A 20602-nucleotide genomic window follows, 5' to 3' on the forward strand; every position below is an offset into this window, starting at 1 on the left:
GGCGACCGCGCTATGATGTGCCATGCGCCGCTTCGAAACAGGCCCGCGTCTGCTGGCGATCGGGCTCGCCATGCTCGCCGGCTTCGTCGATGCGCTCGGTTTTCTGAAGCTGGGCGGCCTGTTCGTCTCGTTCATGAGCGGCAACTCGACGCGCATGGCGGTCGGCCTGGCCGGCGACGTGCCGAACGGCCTGGCCGCGGCGGTGCTGATCGCAGCGTTCGTCGGCGGAGTCATGACGGGCGCGACCATCGGACGGGTCGCGGGGCGGTGGCGCCGGCAGGCGGTGTTGGCGTTCGTGCTGACGGCGCTGGCGATGGCGGCTGCCGCGGCCACGCTCGGCATCGGCCCCTATCCTGCGCCGCTGCTGATGGCGGCCGCGATGGGCGCGGCCAATGCGGTGTTCCAGCGCGATGGCGAGGTGAGCGTCGGCGTCACCTATATGACCGGCACGCTCGTGAAGTTGGGCCAGCATCTGGCGGCCGCGCTCGCCGGGGGTCCGCGCTTCGCCTGGGTGCCGTATCTGCTGCTGTGGCTGGGGCTGGTCGCCGGCGCGATCGCGGGTGCGGCGGTGTTTCCCGTCCTCGGCCTGCGCGCGTTGTGGATCGCCACGGCGGGCGCAGCGCTGTTGCTGGCGGCCGCGGCGGCGCTTGGCCCCACGCGCGAGCGATGAGGCGGACGCGCTAGCCGCGCCTACCCGTCAGCCGCTCCCAATTGCCGTGCGCGAAGGCCGTACGCGCCGCATCGTCGAGCGCGACCGATTCGAGAAAGCGGCGCGGCGCCCCGCCTTCGCGATATTGGTAGGGAAAATCGGTGGAGAACAGCAGCCGCTCCGGGCCGACGATGGCGAGGCAGCGTTGGAGATAGGTGTCGCTCCACATCCCACTTCCGGTGACGTAGAGATTGTCGCGCGCATAATCCGCCAGCGAGCGTTGCAGCGGGAGCGCGCGCTGGAAGACCGGGGCCATGCGCTCCAGATAGAACAACACCACCTCGCCCCAATGGCCGAGGATGATCTGCAGATCGGGCAGCTCGTCGAACACGCCGGCCGCTGCCAGACGGACCCATTGCAGGCCGGCCTCATAATGCCATCCCAGACCGAACGCCGCGAGCACGAGGTCGGCCGTGTCGCTTATCCCGGAATAATTGGCCTCGCGCACCGCCGCCAGCGGCGTCTGCGGATGGATGAAGAGCGGCACGCCGAGCTCCGCCGCCTTCGCCAGCATGGGCCGCATGGCGGGATGATCGAGATGGCGTTCGCGCGTTCGGCCGCAGAGCAGCGCGCCCTTCAGCCCCAGCTCGCGGACGGCGCGTTCCAGCTCGCGCGGCGCCGCATCGCCGTCCGCGGTGGGCAGGGCCGCGAAGCCCTGGAACCGGTCGGGGTGGCGGACGCACGCCTCGGCGATCCGGTCGTTGACGCGGCGCGCCATCTGGACGGCGGGTCCGGCTTCGAGATTGTGGAGCCCCGGCGTGGTGAGCGAGAGCACCTGCACGTCGACGCCCTGCTCGTCCATCAGCGCCAGACGGCCCGCGCCCAGATCGGCGAGGCGCGATCCGTTCTCGCCGCCATCGGCAAAGGCGGACACCGGATCGTGCGGCGGCGGCGCCGCGGCCCACGCCTCGCGCACGTCGGCCGGCAGGATATGCTCTTCGATCGCGATCAGGCGCATGGGCTAACCCCGGTTGGGCGTTGACGAGCGGCCATCCGACGGGCCGCCTGCCGGATCGGTTCGCGTCCGCTAGGCGACCTGCCCGATCGACGCCGGTTCCGGCAGAGCATGCGGCGGCAGGATCCTGAATCCGGGACGCGCCAACAGATAGCCCTGCATGTAGCGCACGCCAAGGGCGCGAAGCGTCTCATATTCCGCGGTCGTCTCGATCCCCTCCGCCACGACGACGATGTTCATGCGGGCGAACATGGCGATCAGGCCTTCGACGATCATGCGGCGCGGCTGGCTGGTATCGATGTCGCGCACCAATTCCATGTCGAGTTTGACGATGTCGGTCTGCAGCCGCGCCAGCAGCGAAAGCCCGGCATGGCCCGCGCCGAAATCGTCCAGCGCGGTGGCGAAGCCCATGCGCCGGTACGTGTCGATGATGTTGGCCACATGCGCGGTGTCGGCGAACTCCTCGTTTTCGGTGAATTCGAAGACGAGCCGATCGGTGGGCAGGCCGACCGCCGCCGCGGTCTTCAGCGTCAACTGGATGCACGCGACGGGCGAATAGACGGCGTTCGGCAGGAAATTGATCGACAACCGTGCGCCCGTCTCGACGATACCGGCGGCGACCGCCTGGGTGATGGCGGCCACGCGGCATTGCTGATCGAAGGCATAGCGATTCGCCTCGGTGACGGCGGCGAGCACCTGCCCCGCATCCTCGCCATTCGGTCCGCGCACCAGCGCCTCATAGGCCCAGGCGCGGCCGGTCTCGATATCGACGATGGGCTGGAACGCCATCGCCAGGTCGAAATTCGTGTCCGGCTGCCGACAGCCCTGGCAGCCACTCATCGCATCGTATCCATGCCGATTCGTTAGCACTCAAACTGCTAATTAACCGTATGTAACATAGATTTAGGTGCATGCGCGCGCCCGCGCTGCGAGTCCTTCGCCACGCAGAAAAGCCCCGGCGGCACGGGCCACCGGGGTCTCCTCGACCAAATCCGCTGAGAACCGGTCCGGTCGGCCCCGCCACCCGAGTGGGGGCGCGGTGCCGGGGCCGGCGCGGTTACTGACCCAGCAGTTTCAGCACGCTCTGCGTGCTCTGGTTCGCCTGGCTCAGCATCGCGGTGGATGCCTGGCTCAGGATCTGTGCCTTGGCGAGCGCGGTGGTTTCCGTCGAGAAATCGGTGTCCTCGATCCGGCTGCGCGCGTCCGTCAGGTTGGTTTCGTTGCTCGTCAGGTTGTTGACCGCGGACTGGAGCTGGTTCTGCGTGGCGCCCAGGCTCGCGCGGCGGTTCACCACGGTGGCGATCGCGGTGTCGTAATTCGCCAGCGTCGCCGTCGTTACCGACGTGCCCGAGGCGACAACATTGGTGATGTTGGCATCGGTGATGAGGCTGGCGCCCAGATTCATCGAGATTGCGTCGCTCGCATTCGCGCCGGCCTGGATCGTGACCACGCCGCTGGTCCCAGCGGTGCCGTTGAACAGGTTCTGACCGTTGAACTTGGTATTCGACAGTACGTTGGTGATCTGGGTCGCCAGCGCGTTCTGCTCGGCGGTGATGTTGGTAATGTCGCTGGCGGAATAGGTGCCGTTGGTCTTCTGGACCGCGAGTTCGCGCATGCGCTGCAGGTTGTTCGTGACTTCGTCGAGCGCGCCTTCCGCGGTCTGCGCCATCGAGATGCCGTCATTGGCGTTGCGGATGCCCTGCGCCATGCCGGTGATCTGCGACGTCATCGACGCGCTGATGGCGAGGCCGGCGGCATCGTCCTTCGCGCTGTTGATGCGCTTGCCCGTCGAAAGGCGCTGCATCGAGGTGGACAGCGCCATCTGTGCGCTGGTCGAGGCGTTGGTGGCACGCAGTGCCGCGATATTGCTTCCGATGACGGTCATGTCCGGTCTCCTCAGACGCTCTCCGCCGCCCCCAAGGCATGGGACGAGACGCCAGCAAGGATAACGGCCGGTTAGGAACGACTTTTAGCAAAAAAAATCGGGAGCCGACAAAATCCCCGGCGAGACCCTCGCCGGGGAATTTCGCGCGGCCGGGCAAGCCCGGGGGAGCGACCGATCCCGACACCCATGTGGGGGGCGGTATCGGGATCGGACCCCTTGGATTACTGGAGCAGCTTAAGCACGCTCTGCGAGCTCTGATTGGCCTGGCTCAGCATCGCGGTGGAGGCCTGGCTCAGGATCTGCGCCTTGGCGAGCGCGGTCGTCTCCGAGGAGAAATCGGTGTCCTCGATCCGGCTGCGCGCGTCCGACAGGTTGGTCGAGTTGCTGGTCAGGTTGTTCACCGCCGACTGGAGCTGGTTCTGCGTGGCGCCCAGGCTCGCGCGGCGGTTCACCACGGTGGCGATCGCGGTGTCGTAGTTCGCGAGCGTTGCCGACGTCACCGATGCCCCCGAGGCGACCACGTTGGTGATGTTCGAGTCGGTGATGAGGTTGGCGCCCAGGTTGAGCTGGATCTGGTCCGACGTGTTCGCACCCGCCTGGATCGTGACTGAGCCGCTGGTGCCCGCGGTGCCGGTGAAAAGGTTCTGGCCGTTGAACTTGGTGTTGGTCAGCACGTTGGTGATCTGCGTGGCGAGCGCGTTCTGCTCGGCGGTGATGTTCGTGATGTCGCTGGCCGAATAGGTGCCGTTGGTCTTCTGGACCGCCAGTTCGCGCATGCGCTGCAGGTTGTTCGTGACCTCGTCGAGCGAGCCTTCCGCGGTCTGCGCCATCGAGATGCCGTCGTTGGCGTTGCGGACGCCCTGATTCATGCCCGTGATCTGTGCGGTCATCGACGCGCTGATGGCGAGGCCGGCGGCATCGTCCTTCGCGCTGTTGATGCGCTTGCCGGTCGAGAGGCGCTCCATCGAGGTCGACAGCGCCATCTGGGCGCTCGTCGAAGCGTTGGTGGCGCGCAGTGCCGAGATGTTGGTTCCGATGACAGTCATGTTGGGTCTCCTTTTCAGCGCCCCCCCGTTTTCCGAACTGGAAGCCGAGCCGCTGAATGCACAAACGGCAACCCACCGGCAGACTTTAGCCGGCGACCAAACAATTTTTGCCGGTTCTTGCCGGCCGCGTTGCCGGCAAGAACCGCCCCGCGCGCGTAGGAAAACCACGCCCGCGCGCGCGCGATCGCCCGCCCGGAAAAATTCTGCCGGGCGGCTGCCGCATTAACGGTCGATTTACCAACCGGATGGCATTTGGAGCATGTCGAAAGGGACATTGCATGCGCTCGATTTTTCCATCTGCCGCCGTCACCGCCCGCAAATACGCGCTCGTCTCGTCGCTGCGGTCGCAAGGCTTCGGCATCGGATCGGCCACCGCCCAGCCGGGCCCGCGCGACCTGTTCCTGGTCTGCGAGGGCGAAGTGCCGGCCGCACCGGCCCGCACGATCGTGATCGGCGACGAGGGGCGCACCGTCCTTCCCGCCCGCGACGGCAATCCGGCGCGCATCGCCTTTGCCCCCCAGGATGCCGAGATCGGCCGCGCCTTCGCCCGCGCGCTGATCGCCGGCCCCGAGATGCCGACCGCGGCGGACCCCGAATCGCTCGCGCTGATGGCGCTGTCCGAGCGGGTGGCGCAGGCGGACATCACCGTGCTCATCAACGGCCCGACCGGCACCGGCAAGGAAGTGCTGGCCCGCGCGATCCACAACCAGTCGGCGCGCAAGGACGGCCCGTTCGTCGCGATCAACTGCGCGGCCTTGCCCGAATCGATGCTGGAAGCGCTGCTGTTCGGCCACCAGAAGGGCGCGTTCACCGGCGCATCCTCGGGCGGCGAAGGGTTCTTCCGCGCGGCGAACGGCGGCACGCTGCTGCTCGACGAGATCGCCGAGATGCCGCTCCAGCTCCAGTCCAAGCTGCTGCGCGTGCTGCAGGAGCGCGAAGTCGTCCCGATCGGGGCGAGCACGCCGCAGCCGGTCGACGTGCGCATCGTTGCCTGCGCCAACCGCGATCTGCAGACCGAGGTGGCCGAGGGTCGCTTCCGTTCGGATCTCTATTACCGGCTCGCGGTGTTTCCGCTGACCACCAAGCCGCTGTCGCAGCGCCGCCAGGATATCCCGGCGCTCGCCGCCACGATGATCCTGCGCCATGCCGGCAACCGGCAGATGATCCCCTGGCCGGACCAGGCCGCGGTCGACCTGCTCGTGGCGCACGAATGGCCGGGCAACGTCCGCGAGCTGGAAAACGTGATCCAGCGCGCGCTGCTGTTCGCCGCGGGCGACACCATCCATGCCGATCACATCGTGTTCGACCGTCCGCCCCAGCCCGCCGCAGCGGCGGCGGAGCGGAGCGCGGACCTGCCCGCCACGCTCGGCAACATCGTCCAGATCAGCGAATTCGCCGCCATCCGCGAGACGATGCGCGCGTGCGGCGGCAGCCGGATCGAAACCGCCAAGCGGCTGGGCATTTCGGAGCGCACCTTGCGTTACCGTCTCGCCAAGGCGCGCGAACAGGGTGACGACATCGTCCGGGCGGTCTCGGCATGAGTATCGCCGGGATCGGCGGCGGCGCGATGAGCGTCGACCGGGTGATGCAGCTTCGGCAGCAGATCCTGGAGCGCAACCAGGCGCTCGCCCGCGCCAACACCAGCGCCGCGGCCACCACGCCCGCCGCCGAGACGAAGCCGACCAGCTTCGCCTCGACGCTCGACGATGCGCTGAAAAGCGTGAACGACGGCCAGACCCAGGCCGCCAAATTGTCCGAAAGCTACGAACGCGGCGAGACGGTCGATATCGCCAAGGTGATGCTGGCACGCCAGCAGGCCTCGGTCGGCTTCGAAGCCACGCTTCAGGTCCGCAACAAGCTCCTGTCCGCCTACAAGGACATCATGAGCATGCCGGTGTAACGCCATGAGCACAGCCCTCACCACCATCACCCCCGGCGCGCCCGAACGGTTCGCCAATCCTCTCCACCAGATCCGGGGTGCGCTCGCGCAGCCCGCGGTGCGCCGCTCGCTGCCGATGGCGCTGATGGTCGGCCTGATCGCCGCCGCGGCACTCGCCTGGATGGCGCTGGCGACGCCGACGCAGAAGACGCTCTTCACCGGGCTGCCCGATGCCGACAAGGCCGCGGTCACGTCCGCGCTGACCACCGCGAACATCAAGAGCCATGTCGACGAGGGCACCGGCGCGCTGACCGTGGCGGAGGAGGATTACAGCAAGGCCAAGATGCTGCTGGCGGGCCAGGGCCTGCCCAAGGCGGCGCCCGGCGGCTATGCCATTCTCGACCAGTTGCCGATGGGCGTCAGCCGCGCGGTGGAAGGCGAACGCCTGCGCCAGGCACGCGAGACCGAACTCGCCCGCTCGATCCAGGACATCGACGCCGTCGCCGAGGCGCGCGTCCATCTCGCCATGCCCGAGGCGAGCGTCTTCGTGCGCGACAATGCGAGCCCCTCCGCTTCGGTGATCCTGAAGCTGCAGGGCGGCCGTTCGCTCTCCGACGCGCAGGTGGCGTCGATCGTGAACCTCGTCGCCTCGTCGGTGCCGGGGATGAAGCCCGAGGGCGTGACGATCGTCGACCAGCTCGGCGCGTTGCTGACCAAGCCCGGCGGCGGCGCGGGCGGCGGCAACGGCAATGACGAGCGGATCGATTTCCAGCGCCGCGTCGAGGACAAGTACCGCACCCAGCTGATCCAGCTGCTGACGCCGCTGCTGGGCGCCGGCAATTTCACCACCGAGGTGCAGGCCGACGTCAATCTCGATGAAAGCCAGGCGACGCGCGAAAGCTACGACAAGGCGGGCGTGCTGCGCGCCGAGACCGGCAATTGGACCGGCAACCAGAAGGATGGCGCCACCGCACCGGGCGGCATTCCCGGCGCGCTGAGCAACACGCCGCCCGCCGCCAGCACGCTGACGACGCCGCAGCCCGCGACCGGCAATCCCGGCACCCCGGCGCCCGCGCCCGTCGCCGGCGGCGCCGCGCCCGATCCGCAGAAACAGTCCGATCAGTTCCAGCGCGCCTATGATCTCGGCAAGGAGGTTTCGGTGACGCGGGCGGCACCGGGCAGCATCAAGCGCCTGTCGGTCGCGGTGCTGCTGCGCGATCCCGACAAGGGCCGCCGCACGACGATGGAGATCGGCCAGATCACCGATCTGGTGAAAAGCGCGGTCGGCTTCGACCAGGCACGCAACGACAACGTCACCGTCATCAGCAAGAAGTTCGCCGAAAACGACCTCGCCGCCGCCAAGCCCGCCTGGTACGACAATGCCTGGCTGCCGATCGTGGCGCGCAACGTGACCGCGATCCTGATCGCGCTGCTTGTGCTGATGCTGGGGGTGCGGCCGCTCGCCAAGGCGCTGATGAAGAAGCGCGAGGACGCCACGCCTACGCTGGCCATCGCCGGCCCCGCGGAGCCCGAAACCGACGCCGAGGGCGTGCCGACCGCGCCCGTCAGCCTCGACCAGCTCGAAAGCACGCGCGGCTATGACGACCGGATCGGCGCGGTGCGCGGCTTCACCCGCGACAATCCGACGCGCGCCGCGCTCGCCGTGCGCGACATGATCAAGTCATGAGCGACGCCCTCCCCGCCCCGGCCGCGCTGCGCAGCTATACCGGCGTCGAGCGCGCCGCCGTGCTGATGATGCTCGTCGGCGAGGAGGAGGCCGCGGCCATCCTCCAGAAGCTCGATCCCGAGGAGGTCCGCCAGTTGGGCGCGGCGATGTTCAAGGTCGCCGATGTTTCCGAACAGGAGGTCGAGGACGTGCTCGACGATTTCGTCGGCCGCGCCCGCGAGCGCACCGCGATCGGCTTCGATCCGCGCCCGAAGATCGAGGCGGTGATGAACCGCGCGCTCGGCCCCGAAAAGGCCGAAAGCGTGCTCGCGCGTATCACCCCGCCCGAGGCGGCGTGCGAACTCGAGCTGCTCGACTGGCTCGATGCCGGCGAGATTGCGGCGATGATCGAGAAGGAGCATCCGCAGATTGCCGCCGTGCTGATCGCGAACCTGGACGCCGCCGTCGGCGGGCAGGTGCTCGAACTGCTGCCCGATGCGGTGCAGCCCGATATCCTCCACCGCATCGCTCGGCTGGGGCCGATCACGCCCGAGGCGGTCGAGACGCTGAAGACAATGCTGGCGAACCGCACCGGTTCGTCGACCCAGAGCACCGGCGTGACGCTGGGTGGCACGCGCGAGGCGGCCAAGATCCTGTCGGGCGCGCGCAAGGCGACCGAGCAGCGCGTGATGCCCAAGCTGTTCAAGATCGACAAGGATGTGGCCAAGGCGATCGAGGAGGCGATGTTCGTCTTCGACAATCTGCTGGAGATGGACGACAAGAATCTCGGCACGCTGATCCGCAACGTCGACGGCGACATCCTCACCCGCGCGTTGAAGGGCGTGGACGAGACGATCCGGGCGCGCTTCCTCGGCTGCATGTCCGCGCGCGCCGCCGACGGCATCCGCGACGAGATGGAGGCGCGCGGGCCGATGAAGCTCGCCGAGGTGCTGGATGCGCAGAAGGCGATGATCCAGATCGCGCGCAACCTGGCCAAGGACGGCACGATCATGATGGGCGCGGGCGATGACGATTATGTCTGATTTCGTCGCCGGCTTCGCGCCCCGCCATCAGGCCGCGCCGCACGTGCTGGCCCAGGCCTTCGCCCCCGCCAGCGGCTTCGCTACCATCGACATCCGCGAACGCAGCGGCGGCGGAGCGCCCGCCACGCCGCGCCATTTCAGCCCCGCCGACCGCGACGCGCGGCCGACCGAGGGCTGGGATCCGCTCGATCCGGAACAGACCGACAGCCTCTATATCGATCCGCTCGAGGACGCGCATTCTGCGGGCTATGCCGAAGGCTATGCCGCCGCGCAGGCGGCGAACGCGGGAGAGGCCGCGCGCGACCGCGCGCTGCTCGATGCGCTGGGCGAGAGCCTGGGCACCGGCAGCCGGCTCGACCGCGAACGCGTCGCGCGCCAGATGCGCCAGACGGTGATGCTGCTCGTCGCCAAGCTGGTCGGCGAGATCGGCATCTCGCCCGATCGGCTCGCCGAGCGGATCGACGCGGCCACCGACCTGCTCGCCGACGAAGCCGAATCCGCGCTGCTGCGCGTCCACCCCGACGACGTGGCGTTGCTCGAGGGGCGCCTGCCGCGCAACCTGTTCGCCGCCGGCGACGCCGCGGTGCCGCGGGGCAGCTTCGTGCTCGAATCCGCCTCGACCATCGTCGAGGACGGGCCCGAATTGTGGCTGGAGCAACTGACCGCGGCGATCGACCGCGTGGGCATGCCCGGCGCATGCTGAACCGCTTCACCGCCGATTATCTCGATACGCTGGCGGCGGCCGATTTCGTGGCCACGCCCAAGGTCTCGGGTCGGCTGTCCTCCTATGACGGGCTGTTGATGGAGGCGGTCGGCCTCACGCTGCCGGTCGGCACGGTCTGCCAGGTGGGCGGGCATGGCGATGCCAAGGTCGAGGCCGAGGTGATCGGCTTTCGCGGCGGCCGCACGCTGCTGATGAATCTCGGCGGCCCAGCCGCATTGCTGCCGCGCGCGCCGGTGCGCCCGGTGGGGGCGCCGGGCGAGGCCGAAGTGGGCGCCGCGCTGCTCGGCCGCGTGGTCGATGGCGCGGGCAAGCCGATCGACGGATTGGGCCCGATCCGCGGCGCCGGGCGCTGGCCGCTGGCGGGCAAGCTGCAATCGCCGCTCGACCGCGGCCGCGTGCTCCAGCCGCTCGACGTGGGCGTGCGCGCGATCAACGGGCTGCTGACCGTCGGCCAGGGGCAGCGCGTCGGCATCATGGCGGGATCGGGCGTCGGCAAATCGGTGCTGCTCGGCATGATCGTGCGCGCCGCCGAGGCGGACGTCGTGGTGATCGGGCTGATCGGCGAACGCAGCCGCGAAGTCGCCGATTTCCTTGAAACCAAGGTCGCAGGCGCGGCGCGGGCACGCTCCGTCGTGGTCGCGGTGCCCGCCAACCACTCGCCCGTGCTGCGCATCCGTGGCGCGCTGCGCGCCACCGCCATCGCCGAGGCGTTTCGCGCCGAGGGCAAGAACGTGCTGCTCATCATGGATTCGCTCACCCGCGTGGCGCATGCCGGGCGCGAGATCGGCCTGGCGCTGGGCGAGCCCGCATCGGCACGCGGCTATCCGCCGTCCGCCATCGCGATGCTGCCCAATTTGATCGAGCGCGCGGGCGTCGACGTGCATAGCGGCGGATCGATCACCGCGATCTACACCGTGCTCGCCGATGGCGACGACGGCAACGATCCGGTGGTCGATTCGGCGCGCTCCATTCTCGACGGCCATATCGTGCTCAGCCGCGCGCTCGCGGAACATGGCGTCTATCCCGCGATCGACGTCAGCAAATCGGTGAGCCGCGTGATGACCGACATCGTGCCCGCGGAACACGCCCGCGCCGCGCGGCAGCTGCGCCGCCACCTCGCCACGTACGAGGAGAATCGCGATCTCGTGCTGATGGGCGCCTATCGCAGCGGCGCCGATCCCGCGATCGACCAGGCGATCGCCTGTCACGCCGCGATCATGGAATTCATCCGCCAGGATGCCGACGCCGCGGTCGCGCAGGCCGATGCCGTCGCCGAACTCGTCGGCGTGTTCGGCACCGGCTGATGCGCGACCGCGGCCAGACGCTCGCGCGGCTGCACCGCGTGCGCACCATCCAGTTGAACCTCGCGCGCGCCGACGAAGCGCGCGCGCACGACAAGGCCGCGACCGAAGCGGCGCTCGGCGCCCGCATCGCCGAACTGGCCGACGCCATCGCGCCCGCGCCTCAGGCCATGGCCGGTTTCTCGCTCGGGGCGGCGGCTCATTACCGCGAGAAGCTCCAGATCTCGGCCGATGCGGCGCAGGCGCGTGCCCGCAGCGCCATGGTCCGCGCGGAGGCGGCCACCGAAACCGCCCGATCGGCGTGGCGCGATCAGGCCGCCATGGAAAAGCTGATCGCGCGCGCCGATGCCGACGCGGTGCGCCGTGCGATGAAGGAACTGGAAGCCGCGCCGTCCACCACGCGCACCCGGCACGATCCTTGCGAACCGTAACGTGAGACGTTGTTCAGAGACCCTTCGCATGATCCAGCCCGTGTCCACGCCCCGCACCCCTTCCGTCACGACGGCGGGCCGCGTGGCGTCGTCGCCCTCGCCGTTCACGCTGTCGCTGGCCGCGGTTTCGGGCAGCGACGCCCCCGCCGATCCGCCGGTTGCGGGCGCGACGCTGCCGGCGGCGGACGGCAACGCCCGGCAGGACACCGCCGCCGACGGCAGCGATCTGCCGAATAGCGACGCCTCGTCCGATCCGCGCCTCGCCTGGATCGCAGCGCCCACGACCGCAACGGCGACGATCGACATGGTCGTGGCGGCTGCGCCCGCCGTCGCGGCGGATACACCCAAGCCGGCGGCCGGGTCCGTTCCGGTCATCGCTGCCGCGGTAGCGGCGGCCACCCCGTTGCTCGCCGCCGATCCGGCCGCGCCGGGGCTCGCGATCCAGCCCGCGACGCTCGAGCCCGATCCCGCCCCCGCCACGACGCCGTTGCCCGTCCCGCTACAGGCGGTGCCCATGAAGGCGAAGCCGGTTCCCGCGCGCGCCGCGCTCGCCACCCCGGCAAAGCGGGCACCGAACGACGCCGCGTCGCCGTTGGTGGCCCAGGCCACTTCGGAGACTCCCGCGATCGCATCGGCCGATCCCGATCCCGATCCGGCACCCGACACCGAGCCGGTGGCCGACTCCGGCGCGGCGACCATGATGGTCCTCGACCCTGCGGCGATGATCGCCGCCTTCGTCCCGCCGGCGGCACCGCCGATCCCGGCCGCACCCGCACCCGCATCGGGATCGGCGCCGGTCGCGACGCCTGCGATCGCCGCCGCGCCGACGACGGCCGGCGCAGCGATGGTGGTGCCACTGCAAGCCGCGCCGGCTTCGGTGACCATCCCGGCCTCGCCCGATCCGACGTCATCGATCGTCGCACCCGTCCTGCCCCCGGCGGCGACCGCCGCCGCACCGGTAGCGGCCAGCGCGTCGCCGACCGTCGCCACGCAGACTACCCCGGCCACGGCGATGGCCGCGCTCCTCCCGCCGCTCCCAAGCGCGGCGCCCGACGTCACGGCCGTTCCCGCACTGATACGGTTCGCCGCGACACCCCTGCCGGTGACCGGAAGCGATCTGGCGAGCACCATGGCCATCACCGCGCCGGCCCCCGCGCCCGTTCCGGCGTCGAGCGTTTCGGGAATCCAGCCCCTCGCCATCGCGGCGGGGCCGCTGCCGATCGCGTTGCCCGATCCTTCGCGCCCCGCGACCGCGACGCCCGCGCTTCAGGCCTTTGCCGGCGCGATGCGGGCCGGGTGGAAACAGGATACGCCATCGGGCACGCGCGACGACGGCGATCCGGTCGCGCCGATGGCCGCCTCCGCGCTCGCGCCGATGGAAACCGTCCGTCACGCCGTCGCCGCCACGGGGGCGGCGCAGGAGCAGACGCTCGACACCCGGCGCGACCATTGGCCCGCGCAGATGATCGATCACATCGAATCTCTGCGCGATGCGGCGGACGCGACGAGTTCGAAGATCCGGGTGGTGCCCGATGCGCTCGGCACGATCGACCTGTCGGTAAAGCGCGACGGCGACACGATCCACGTCCATTTCGCCGCCGAACAGGCCGCCACCCGCACCATGCTGGCCGACGCGCAGCCGCGGCTGGCGGAAATCGCGCAGTCGCGCGGGCTGCGCCTGGGCGACACCAATGTGGGCAGTGGCGGTGGCCAGCCCCAGGCGCAGCAGCAGCGCATGCCGGCCCAGCCCCTGCTCACCCCCATCCCCGCCCCGGCACGCGCGACGGTCGCCGTGGGGGCGAATGACGACATCCGCATAGCCTGAGGAATCACGAAATGAGCGACAAGAAGGACGCAGCCACCGACGCCCCCAAGAAGAAGGGCAAGCTCGGCAAGCTGCTGGTGATCGGCGTCGGCACGCTCGTCCTGCTGGGCGGGGGCGTCGGCGCCGGGCTGTACGCGGCCAAATCGGGCATGATGGGCGGCAGCGCCAAGGCGGCGCCCGTCGACGAAGGCCCCAAGCTGGTGCCCAAGAGCGAGCAGAAGCAGCCCAAGGAAGCCGGTGAAGGCGGCGGCAAGTCGGAAAAGGGCGCGCATGGCGACGGCGGCGACAAATACGCCTCCAACTATTATCCGATGGAGAAGGATTTCACCGCCAATCTCCAGAATTCGCCGCACTTCATCCAGGTCGGCCTCGCGGTTTCGACGCCCTATGACGATTCGGTGATCCAGAATCTGAAGACCGACGACATCGCGGTGCGATCGGCGATCCTGATGGCGCTGGGCGACACCCCCGAAGACCAGGTGTTCACGAGCGAGGGCAAGGCCAAGCTGGCCAAGCGGCTCGTCGATGCGATCAACGCGACTCTCAAGCAAAAGGAGGGATTCGGCGGCGTTGGTAACGTCTACTTTACCAATTTCGTTGTTCAGTGAGGCATGGTTAACGCGGCCTCCCACCCGACGGCGCCCGAACGGCGCGAGCGGCATCGCCAGGCGGCCCATGAGGGCATGCTCGGCGCGCCGAAGCTCAATCCGTTCGGCGATCTGCACACGCTGCAGCATCTGTCGGCACGGCTGGCCCGCGCGTTTCGCGGCGTGTTCGAGCCGCTGATGCGCCAGGAGCTCCGCTGCTGGGCCGAGCCGCTGGCCGTGCAGCGTTTCGCCGATTACCGCGCCGAGCGGATGGAGCCGCTGATCGCGTGGCTGCCGCTCGGCATGCAGGGCATGATGGCACACGGCCAGGCGCTGTGCGTGCTGGACGGCAAGTTCGTGCTCGAGCTGCTCGATCTGTTCTTCGGCGGCACCGGCGCCGCGCCGCTCACGCTGCCCGGCGAATTCTCGCCCGCGGCCGAAGCGATGATCGCGCGGATCGGCGCCATGGTCGCCGCCCCGCTGCGCACGGCATGGGAACCGCTCGCCCGGATCGACTTCACCGTCGGCCGCCCCGAATCGAACGCGGCGATGATCGCCGATATCGACGGCGAGGATCCCGTGGTCGTCACCCGGTTCGGCATCGCGGCGGGGCCGGCCAAGCTGGTCTTCATCGACCTCGTCTATCCCGTCGCCGCGCTGAAGCCGCACGGCGCCTCGCTCACCGCCAAGGTGCTGGGCAAATCGGCCGAGCCCGATCCCGCCTGGCGCAACGGTCTGACCCGCGCGGCGATGGACGTGCGCTTCCCGATCCGGTCGGTGCTCGCCGAACCCGTCGTGCCGCTGTCGATGCTGATGAACCTGAAGCCCGGCGACGTCATCCCGATCACCATCGCCGGCGACGTGCCCGTGATGGTCGGCACCGACCGGCTGGGCGTCGGCACCGTCGGCACCTCGAACGGCCGCGCCGCCATCCGCCTGACCGCCCTCACCCGCCTCGACGAAGGACAGAATTCATGAACGACATGACCGGGGGGTTCCCCGTCGATGCATCGGTCGCCGCCAATTTCCGGCTGCTGCAGGACGTCGACGTGAAGCTGACCGTCGAGATCGGCTCGACCAGCCTGACGCTGCGCGAATTGCTGGCGCTCGGCGAATCGAGCGTGATCGAGCTGGATCGCCAGGCGAACGAACTGCTCGACGTGTTCGTCAACGGCACGCTGATCGGCCGTGGCGAGGTGGTGACGGTGGGCGAGCGCTTCGGCGTGCGGATGACCGAACTGGCCGGTCCCGACAAGTCGGTCGCGGGCCGGGCCTGATCCGATGCTGTGGACCTATATCCTGAAGCTCGTCGTCCTGCTGCCGCTGGTGTGCGGGCTGATGATCGGCTGCCTCTATCTGTGGCGCAAGTTCGAGGGGCGGATGCCCGGCAAGCCGTCGTCGCGGATGATCGCGGTGCGCGAGACGATGATGATCTCGCCCGGCCTGCGCCTCGCGGTCATCGATTTCGAGGGCAAGCGGCTGCTCGTCTCGGTCGGCCGCGGCGGCGTCAATCTGATCGAGAAGGTCGACGCATGAGCGTGACGATCACCCGCCACGGCACCGGCCCCGCGCTGTTCGTGGCGGCGCGGGCGCGGCCGAAGCGCTCGGGGGCCAAGCTCGTCTGGATCCTGCTGGCGCTCCTCGTCGCGATCCTGATCGCCGCCCCCGCCTTCGCGCAAGCGGCCCCTGTGGCAGCGCCCGGCGTGGGCGATGCGGTCGATCGCGCGCTCGGCCAATTGGGCGGCCAGGCATCGGGCGGCACCGGCCAGAGCGGTTCGCTCTCGCTGTCGCTCCAGGTGCTCATCATCATGGGCCTGCTCACGATCCTGCCCGGCATCCTGCTGATGATGACCAGCTTCACCCGGATCGTCATCGTGCTGGCGATGCTGCGTCAGGCGATGGGCCTGCAACAGACGCCGCCCAACCAGGTGCTGCTGGGCCTCGCGCTGTTCCTCAGCTTCTTCGTGATGGCGCCGACGATCAACCAGATCAACGCACAGGCGATCCAGCCCTATGCCGCGGGCAAGCTCGCCGGCACGCAGATGATTACGACGGCAGGCGTGCCGCTGCATGACTTCATGGCCAAGCAGACGCGGGTCAAGGACGTCACGCTGTTCGCGAACCTCGCCAAATCGGGCCCTTATGCCAGCCCGAAGGACATTCCCTTCTCGGTCCTGCTCCCCGCTTTCGTCACGAGCGAGCTGAAGACCGCGTTTCAGATCGGCTTTCTGATCTTCCTGCCGTTCATCGTCATCGATCTCGTCGTCGCGACGGTGCTGATGGCGCTGGGCATGATGATGCTCTCACCCCAGATCATCTCGCTGCCGTTCAAGCTCCTCCTGTTCGTCCTGGTGGACGGCTGGGCGCTGACGATGGGCAGCCTCGCCAACAGCTTCGCGGTCTGACGGGCGATGGACGCCGATTATTTCCTGACGCTCGCCAACCAGACGATGTGGGTGCTGGCGCTGGCGTCCGCGCCGATCCTGATCCCCGCGCTGCTGTGCGGGCTGATCCTGGGGATGGTGCAGGCCGCCACCTCGATCAACGAGGCCACGCTGTCGTTCGTGCCCAAGCTGATCGTGGTGGCGCTGTCGATCGTGATCTTCGGCAGCCTGATCCTCGGGCTGCTGAGCGATTTCACCATCGGCATCTTCGAACGCATTCCGGATCTGGTGCGCTAGCGCGTGCTGGGCTTCGGCCTCTCGATCGAACCGCAGCTCTGGACGCTCGTCTTCGTGATGGTGCGCGTGGGGGCGACGTTCGTGGCGGCGCCGGTCTTCGGATCGGTATCGCTGCCGCTCGTCGTGCGCGTGTCGCTCGCCGGTGCGATCGGCATTCTGGTGATGGGCACGCATGCGATCGCGGCGCCTGCCAGTATCTTCAGCGTGGCCACGATGCTGTCCGTCGTGGCCGAGGCGCTGGTGGGGCTCGCGATCGGCTTCGTCCTCCAGATCGCGTTCGCCGCGCCGCTCGTCGCCGCCGAGATCATCGGCGGGTCGATGGGGATCGGCTTCGCCTCGTCGGTCGATCCGCAGAACGGCCATTCGAGCCCCGCGCTCGGCCAGTTCTTCTCGGTCATGCTCACGCTGCTGTTCCTGTCGATGAACGGCCACCTGATCCTCGTCGACATGGTCGTGCGCAGCTATGATGCGCTGCCGCCGGGCGCCGCATGGCTCGGCACGGAGCGGCTGCGCGGCATCGCGTTCTTCGGCGGCTATGCGTTTCTCGCCGGGCTGCTGCTCGCGCTGCCGGTCGGTTTCCTGCTGCTCTGCCTCAATCTCGTGATGGGCATGCTCAGCCGCGCCGCGCCCGCGCTCAACCTCTTCTCGATCGGCCTGCCCGCCAGCCTGGCGGCGGGCGTCGTGGCGCTGGCGGTCGCGTTTCCGGCGATGGGCGATTACATGCTGGTAATCGTCCGCGAGAGCCTGGCCGCCACGCAGAATCTGGTCTTCGGCTGATGGCGGACGAATTCGGCGACAAGACAGAAGCACCAACCGCCAAGCGCAAACGCGACGCGACCAAGGACGGCAACGTCCTGCGCTCGAAGGATTTCGGCACCGCGCTCGTGATGCTGGCGGGGGTGGCATGGCTGTCGCTGTTCGGGCCGGCGCTGGTCGGCGCGTGCAAGGCGCTGATGACGGCGAGCTTCCAGTTCGGACGCGGGGATATCGAGGATTTCTCGCCGTTTCGCGCGCTCGCCGAGGCGGGATCGAAGCTGCTGCCTTCGATCGGCCTGTTGTTCGCGATGACTTTGGTGGCCGCGATCCTCAGCACCGCGGGGCTCGGCTCGTTCGGCTTCAACGGATCGCTGCTCGCGCCCAAGGCCAGCCGGATCGACCCGATGGCCGGGATGAAGCGCGTGTTCGGCGCGAACAGCTGGATCGAGCTTGGCAAGTCGCTGCTGAAGATCGTGCTGCTGGGCGCGATCGGCGGCTATATGCTGTGGAACGCGTCGCACATGACGCTCGGCCTGTCCTCGTCGGATCTCTCCACCTCGCTCACCGCGCTGGCGGGCACGTTCATGGGCATCCTGCTGGTGATGGCGATCGGTCTTGCGCTGATCGCGGGGATGGACGTGCCGATCCAGCTCATCCGCCTGCTCGGCAAGCTGCGCATGAGCAAGCAGGAGATCAAGGACGAGCACAAGGAAACCGAAGGCTCGCCCGAGGCCAAGGGCCAGCTTCGCGCCAAGCAGCGCGCGATGGCGAACCGCAGCATGCGCAAGGCGGTGGAAAGCGCGCATGTCGTGCTGACCAACCCGACGCATTTCGCGGTCGCGCTGCGCTACGATCACGGCAAGGATCAGGTGCCCGTCGTGGTGGCGCGCGGGCGCGGCGCGACGGCGCTGGCGATCCGCGAACTGGCCGGCGGCAGCATCCCGGTGCTCGAATATCCCCAGCTCGCGCGCGCGGTCTATTACACCAGCCGCGAGGGGCAGGAGGTGCGCGACGACCTGTACATGGCGATCGCCACCGTGCTCGCCTTCGTGTTCGGCGTGAACGCGCGCGCGGGCGGCGCCACCCCGCCGCCGGTCGTCGTGCCGCCGGGCGCGCGCTTCGACGAGAATGGCGCAAAAACCTCCTAAATTCTCGCGCCGGCCGGCCGTTAACAGAATGACGCGGGAGCATGGGCGGAACATGGCATGACGACGACCACGAGTACCTCCAGCACGACGACCAGCACGACCGCGGCCTCGTCGATCGCGTCGATCACCTCGACGCTCGGCGTCGGATCCGGGATCGACACCGCCTCGCTCGTCACGTCGCTCGTCGCCGCGCAATATGCCGCGAAGAACACGCTGCTCGCGAACCAGGCGGACACGCTCACCTCGCAGATCTCGGGCATCGCCAGCGTCAAGAGCAGCGTCACCGGCTTCAGCTCGGCGTTCAACTCGCTCGTGACGGGGGGCACCCTGACCACGCAGCCGTCGAGTTCGAACACCGGCGTGCTGACCGCCACCGCGCAATCGGGCGCCAAGCTCGCCGGCCTGTCCGCCTCCATTCTCGTCAAGCAGCTCGCCAGCGCGCAGGCCGCGACGATGAACACCGCGATCCCCAGCACCACGGCGTTCAACACCGGCACCTTCTCGCTCCAGTTCGGCAGCGATTCGACCGATGCGAACGGCAAAACCAGCTTCACCGCGGGCAGCAGCAACCCGGTCAGCATCACCATCGGATCGGGTGACGCGACGCTCGCCGGCATCGCCGCCAAGATCAACGCCGCGGGCGCGAACGTCACCGCCACGGTGATCGCCGATGGTAACGGCCAGCGGCTGTCGATCAAGGGCGCGACCGGCCAGAGCCAGGCGTTCACGCTGACCGGTACCGACGATGCGTCGAGCACCGGCGGCACGAGCCTGTCGACGCTGAACGTCGGGCGCAACGCGACCGGCACGACGATCGGCACGGGCGCGCAGGATGCGGTGGTCACGCTCGACGGCGCGACGTTCCAGCGGTCGAGCAACACGATCAACAACCTCATCACCGGCGTGCGCCTGAGCCTGACGGGCACATCGACCACGCCGGTGACGATCGGCACGACGCCGCCCACATCGGCGCTGAGCCAGGCGGTGAACGACATCGTCACCACGTTCAACCAGGTGATGGGCGTGCTGCAGACGCAGACCGATCCGGTGAACGGCGTGCTCAAGAGCGAGACCACGGTGACCGGCCTGGCGCGCAGCCTCGGCGTGCTGACGACGACCAAGCTGGCAACTCCTTCGACCACCGGGGGCCCGAGCACGCTGGCCGAGATCGGCGTGAAGACGAACAAGGACGGCACGCTCAGCGTCGATTCGACGCAGCTCGCCACCGCGCTCGCCAATTATCCCGCCGATGTCGAGGCGCTGTTCGCGCTGGGCACGGGCACCGCCAGCACGGGCAACGGGCTGTACGCCGCGCTCAACGCGATCACGACGACCGCCACCAACAACACCTATGGCCTCGACGCCGCGACCGCGCGCTACACCGCGCAACAGACCACGGTGACCGGCGAGCAGGCGGATCAGACGACCGCGGCGGCGGACACCAAGACGCGGCTGACGCAGCAATTCTCGGCGATGGACGCCAAAGTCGCGGCGTATAAATCGACCCAGTCGTTCCTGACGCAGCAGATCGCCGCCTGGGACAAGAGCAGCTGATGACCAGCTACGCCACCCTGACGCGCGATCCCGCTGCCACCTATCGCCGGATCGACATCGCCGGCCGCACCGCGCAGGCCGATGGCCCCGCTCTCGTCCAGCTCCTCTACGAAGAGCTGGTCGCGGCGCTGCGCGCCGCCGCCTGGGCGACCGACAACCGCAAGTTTTCGGTCAAGAGCGAGCGGGTCACGCGGGCGACCGCGATCCTCTTCGCGCTGGAGGCCGGGCTCGATTTCGAGAAGGGCGGCGAGGTCGCGGTCACGCTGTCGCGGCTTTATGGCGGGGCGCGGCGCACGATCGTCAATGCCTCGATCGGCCATGATTCCGCGCCGTTCCGCAACACCGCCGCCACGCTGGAAGAGATCGCGGACGCCTGGAAGACCGCCCGCGCGGCGTGACGCGGCCGGTGCGG

23 protein-coding genes are annotated in these 20602 nt (G+C 68.9%); 19 read left to right on the top strand and 4 right to left on the bottom strand.

Translation table 11 applies throughout. From position 1 onward, the window contains the following. Positions 1-22 precede the first annotated feature (22 nt). Positions 23-670: a YoaK family protein gene (locus L8H00_RS07460; RefSeq protein ID WP_242096654.1), complete on the top strand. Its 648-nt coding sequence runs from the start codon at positions 23-25 to the stop codon at positions 668-670. Between the two features lie 10 nt (positions 671-680). On the opposite strand, the gene L8H00_RS07465 is transcribed toward L8H00_RS07460, so the two are convergent. From L8H00_RS07465 to L8H00_RS07480, 4 genes are all read right to left on the bottom strand, one after another. Beyond that, positions 681-1667: an amidohydrolase family protein gene (locus L8H00_RS07465; protein WP_242096655.1), complete on the bottom strand. Its 987-nt coding sequence runs from the start codon at positions 1665-1667 to the stop codon at positions 681-683. Positions 1668-1736: 69 nt separating this feature from the next. Continuing rightward, positions 1737-2504 carry an EAL domain-containing protein gene (locus L8H00_RS07470; RefSeq protein ID WP_242096656.1) on the bottom strand — a complete coding sequence of 256 codons (768 nt, stop codon included), beginning with the start codon at positions 2502-2504 and terminating at the stop codon, positions 1737-1739. A 217-nt stretch (positions 2505-2721) separates the two neighbouring features. Continuing rightward, a complete protein-coding gene (locus L8H00_RS07475) occupies positions 2722-3549 on the bottom strand; it encodes a flagellin (protein WP_242096657.1) in 828 nt (275 codons plus the stop codon). 221 nt (positions 3550-3770) lie between these two features. Continuing rightward, a complete protein-coding gene (locus tag L8H00_RS07480) occupies positions 3771-4595 on the bottom strand; it encodes a flagellin (protein WP_242096658.1) in 825 nt (274 codons plus the stop codon). Positions 4596-4873: 278 nt separating this feature from the next. On the opposite strand from L8H00_RS07480, the gene L8H00_RS07485 reads away from it, so the two are divergent. Genes L8H00_RS07485 through fliS form a run of 18 tightly spaced genes read left to right on the top strand, consistent with a single transcriptional unit; the run spans position 4874 to position 20588 of the window. Then, the gene (locus L8H00_RS07485) at positions 4874-6136 is read left to right on the top strand and encodes a sigma 54-interacting transcriptional regulator (protein WP_242096659.1); all 1263 of its coding nucleotides are present in this window, start codon (positions 4874-4876) and stop codon (positions 6134-6136) included. Beyond that, a complete protein-coding gene (gene fliE, locus L8H00_RS07490) occupies positions 6133-6495 on the top strand; it encodes a flagellar hook-basal body complex protein FliE (RefSeq protein ID WP_242096660.1) in 363 nt (120 codons plus the stop codon). Before L8H00_RS07485 ends, fliE begins: the two co-directional genes overlap by 4 nt. 4 nt (positions 6496-6499) lie before the next feature. Beyond that, a complete protein-coding gene (gene fliF / locus L8H00_RS07495; RefSeq protein WP_242096661.1) occupies positions 6500-8161 on the top strand; it encodes a flagellar basal-body MS-ring/collar protein FliF in 1662 nt (553 codons plus the stop codon). Then, entirely contained in the window at positions 8158-9183 is a 1026-nt protein-coding gene (gene fliG / locus L8H00_RS07500) for a flagellar motor switch protein FliG (protein WP_242096662.1), read from the top strand. Before fliF ends, fliG begins: the two co-directional genes overlap by 4 nt. Beyond that, positions 9167-9886, top strand: coding sequence for a FliH/SctL family protein (locus L8H00_RS07505; RefSeq protein WP_347340715.1), 720 nt, complete (start codon positions 9167-9169; stop codon positions 9884-9886). The genes fliG and L8H00_RS07505 overlap by 17 nt, the downstream gene beginning before the upstream one ends. Next, the gene (locus tag L8H00_RS07510) at positions 9880-11211 is read left to right on the top strand and encodes a FliI/YscN family ATPase (RefSeq protein ID WP_242096663.1); all 1332 of its coding nucleotides are present in this window, start codon (positions 9880-9882) and stop codon (positions 11209-11211) included. Before L8H00_RS07505 ends, L8H00_RS07510 begins: the two co-directional genes overlap by 7 nt. Further along, positions 11211-11639 (top strand): hypothetical protein, encoded by a 429-nt coding sequence (locus tag L8H00_RS07515; RefSeq protein WP_242096664.1) that lies wholly within the window; start codon positions 11211-11213, stop codon positions 11637-11639. Before L8H00_RS07510 ends, L8H00_RS07515 begins: the two co-directional genes overlap by 1 nt. A 28-nt stretch (positions 11640-11667) precedes the next feature. Then, positions 11668-13464: a flagellar hook-length control protein FliK gene (locus L8H00_RS07520; RefSeq protein ID WP_242096665.1), complete on the top strand. Its 1797-nt coding sequence runs from the start codon at positions 11668-11670 to the stop codon at positions 13462-13464. A gap of 11 nt (positions 13465-13475) precedes the next feature. Continuing rightward, the gene (locus L8H00_RS07525; protein ID WP_242096666.1) at positions 13476-14072 is read left to right on the top strand and encodes a flagellar basal body-associated FliL family protein; all 597 of its coding nucleotides are present in this window, start codon (positions 13476-13478) and stop codon (positions 14070-14072) included. A gap of 3 nt (positions 14073-14075) precedes the next feature. Then, a complete protein-coding gene (locus tag L8H00_RS07530) occupies positions 14076-15029 on the top strand; it encodes a flagellar motor switch protein FliM (RefSeq protein WP_242096667.1) in 954 nt (317 codons plus the stop codon). Then, complete coding sequence (gene fliN, locus L8H00_RS07535; protein WP_242096668.1) at positions 15026-15328, top strand: flagellar motor switch protein FliN; 303 nt, start codon at positions 15026-15028, stop codon at positions 15326-15328. The genes L8H00_RS07530 and fliN overlap by 4 nt, the downstream gene beginning before the upstream one ends. Before the next feature lie 4 nt (positions 15329-15332). Beyond that, the gene (locus tag L8H00_RS07540) at positions 15333-15587 is read left to right on the top strand and encodes a flagellar biosynthetic protein FliO (RefSeq protein ID WP_242096669.1); all 255 of its coding nucleotides are present in this window, start codon (positions 15333-15335) and stop codon (positions 15585-15587) included. Then, positions 15584-16456: a flagellar type III secretion system pore protein FliP gene (gene fliP / locus L8H00_RS07545; protein ID WP_242096670.1), complete on the top strand. Its 873-nt coding sequence runs from the start codon at positions 15584-15586 to the stop codon at positions 16454-16456. The genes L8H00_RS07540 and fliP overlap by 4 nt, the downstream gene beginning before the upstream one ends. Before the next feature lie 6 nt (positions 16457-16462). Further along, entirely contained in the window at positions 16463-16732 is a 270-nt protein-coding gene (gene fliQ / locus L8H00_RS07550; RefSeq protein ID WP_242096671.1) for a flagellar biosynthesis protein FliQ, read from the top strand. 3 nt (positions 16733-16735) lie between these two features. After that, positions 16736-17509: a flagellar biosynthetic protein FliR gene (gene fliR / locus L8H00_RS07555; RefSeq protein WP_242096672.1), complete on the top strand. Its 774-nt coding sequence runs from the start codon at positions 16736-16738 to the stop codon at positions 17507-17509. Continuing rightward, positions 17509-18636, top strand: coding sequence for a flagellar type III secretion system protein FlhB (locus L8H00_RS07560; RefSeq protein ID WP_242096673.1), 1128 nt, complete (start codon positions 17509-17511; stop codon positions 18634-18636). The genes fliR and L8H00_RS07560 overlap by 1 nt, the downstream gene beginning before the upstream one ends. A gap of 57 nt (positions 18637-18693) precedes the next feature. Further along, a complete protein-coding gene (gene fliD, locus L8H00_RS07565) occupies positions 18694-20190 on the top strand; it encodes a flagellar filament capping protein FliD (RefSeq protein ID WP_242096674.1) in 1497 nt (498 codons plus the stop codon). Next, positions 20190-20588, top strand: a complete 399-nt coding sequence (gene fliS, locus L8H00_RS07570) for a flagellar export chaperone FliS (protein ID WP_242096675.1) — start codon at positions 20190-20192, stop codon at positions 20586-20588. Before fliD ends, fliS begins: the two co-directional genes overlap by 1 nt. The last annotated feature ends 14 nt before the right edge of the window (positions 20589-20602 follow it).

The organism is Sphingomonas sp. CROZ-RG-20F-R02-07, from assembly GCF_022662335.1.
Lineage (GTDB): Bacteria > Pseudomonadota > Alphaproteobacteria > Sphingomonadales > Sphingomonadaceae > Sphingomonas.

Bases quoted from the DNA above. Each gene is read 5' to 3' on its own strand.
- L8H00_RS07540 (WP_242096669.1), top strand. From the start codon at position 15,333: ATGCTGTGGACCTATATCCTGAAGCTCGTCGTCCTGCTGCCGCTGGTG.
- fliE (WP_242096660.1), top strand. From the start codon at position 6,133: ATGAGTATCGCCGGGATCGGCGGCGGCGCGATGAGCGTCGACCGGGTG.
- L8H00_RS07485 (WP_242096659.1), top strand. From the start codon at position 4,874: ATGCGCTCGATTTTTCCATCTGCCGCCGTCACCGCCCGCAAATACGCG.
- L8H00_RS07525 (WP_242096666.1), top strand. From the start codon at position 13,476: ATGAGCGACAAGAAGGACGCAGCCACCGACGCCCCCAAGAAGAAGGGC.
- L8H00_RS07480 (WP_242096658.1), bottom strand. From the start codon at position 4,595: ATGACTGTCATCGGAACCAACATCTCGGCACTGCGCGCCACCAACGCT.
- fliD (WP_242096674.1), top strand. From the start codon at position 18,694: ATGACGACGACCACGAGTACCTCCAGCACGACGACCAGCACGACCGCG.
- fliP (WP_242096670.1), top strand. From the start codon at position 15,584: ATGAGCGTGACGATCACCCGCCACGGCACCGGCCCCGCGCTGTTCGTG.
- L8H00_RS07520 (WP_242096665.1), top strand. From the start codon at position 11,668: ATGATCCAGCCCGTGTCCACGCCCCGCACCCCTTCCGTCACGACGGCG.
- L8H00_RS07530 (WP_242096667.1), top strand. From the start codon at position 14,076: ATGGTTAACGCGGCCTCCCACCCGACGGCGCCCGAACGGCGCGAGCGG.
- fliN (WP_242096668.1), top strand. From the start codon at position 15,026: ATGAACGACATGACCGGGGGGTTCCCCGTCGATGCATCGGTCGCCGCC.
- fliG (WP_242096662.1), top strand. From the start codon at position 8,158: ATGAGCGACGCCCTCCCCGCCCCGGCCGCGCTGCGCAGCTATACCGGC.
- L8H00_RS07475 (WP_242096657.1), bottom strand. From the start codon at position 3,549: ATGACCGTCATCGGAAGCAATATCGCGGCACTGCGTGCCACCAACGCC.
- L8H00_RS07505 (WP_347340715.1), top strand. From the start codon at position 9,167: ATGACGATTATGTCTGATTTCGTCGCCGGCTTCGCGCCCCGCCATCAG.
- L8H00_RS07515 (WP_242096664.1), top strand. From the start codon at position 11,211: ATGCGCGACCGCGGCCAGACGCTCGCGCGGCTGCACCGCGTGCGCACC.
- L8H00_RS07465 (WP_242096655.1), bottom strand. From the start codon at position 1,667: ATGCGCCTGATCGCGATCGAAGAGCATATCCTGCCGGCCGACGTGCGC.
- fliF (WP_242096661.1), top strand. From the start codon at position 6,500: ATGAGCACAGCCCTCACCACCATCACCCCCGGCGCGCCCGAACGGTTC.
- L8H00_RS07510 (WP_242096663.1), top strand. From the start codon at position 9,880: ATGCTGAACCGCTTCACCGCCGATTATCTCGATACGCTGGCGGCGGCC.
- fliQ (WP_242096671.1), top strand. From the start codon at position 16,463: ATGGACGCCGATTATTTCCTGACGCTCGCCAACCAGACGATGTGGGTG.
- fliS (WP_242096675.1), top strand. From the start codon at position 20,190: ATGACCAGCTACGCCACCCTGACGCGCGATCCCGCTGCCACCTATCGC.
- L8H00_RS07560 (WP_242096673.1), top strand. From the start codon at position 17,509: ATGGCGGACGAATTCGGCGACAAGACAGAAGCACCAACCGCCAAGCGC.
- L8H00_RS07460 (WP_242096654.1), top strand. From the start codon at position 23: ATGCGCCGCTTCGAAACAGGCCCGCGTCTGCTGGCGATCGGGCTCGCC.
- L8H00_RS07470 (WP_242096656.1), bottom strand. From the start codon at position 2,504: ATGAGTGGCTGCCAGGGCTGTCGGCAGCCGGACACGAATTTCGACCTG.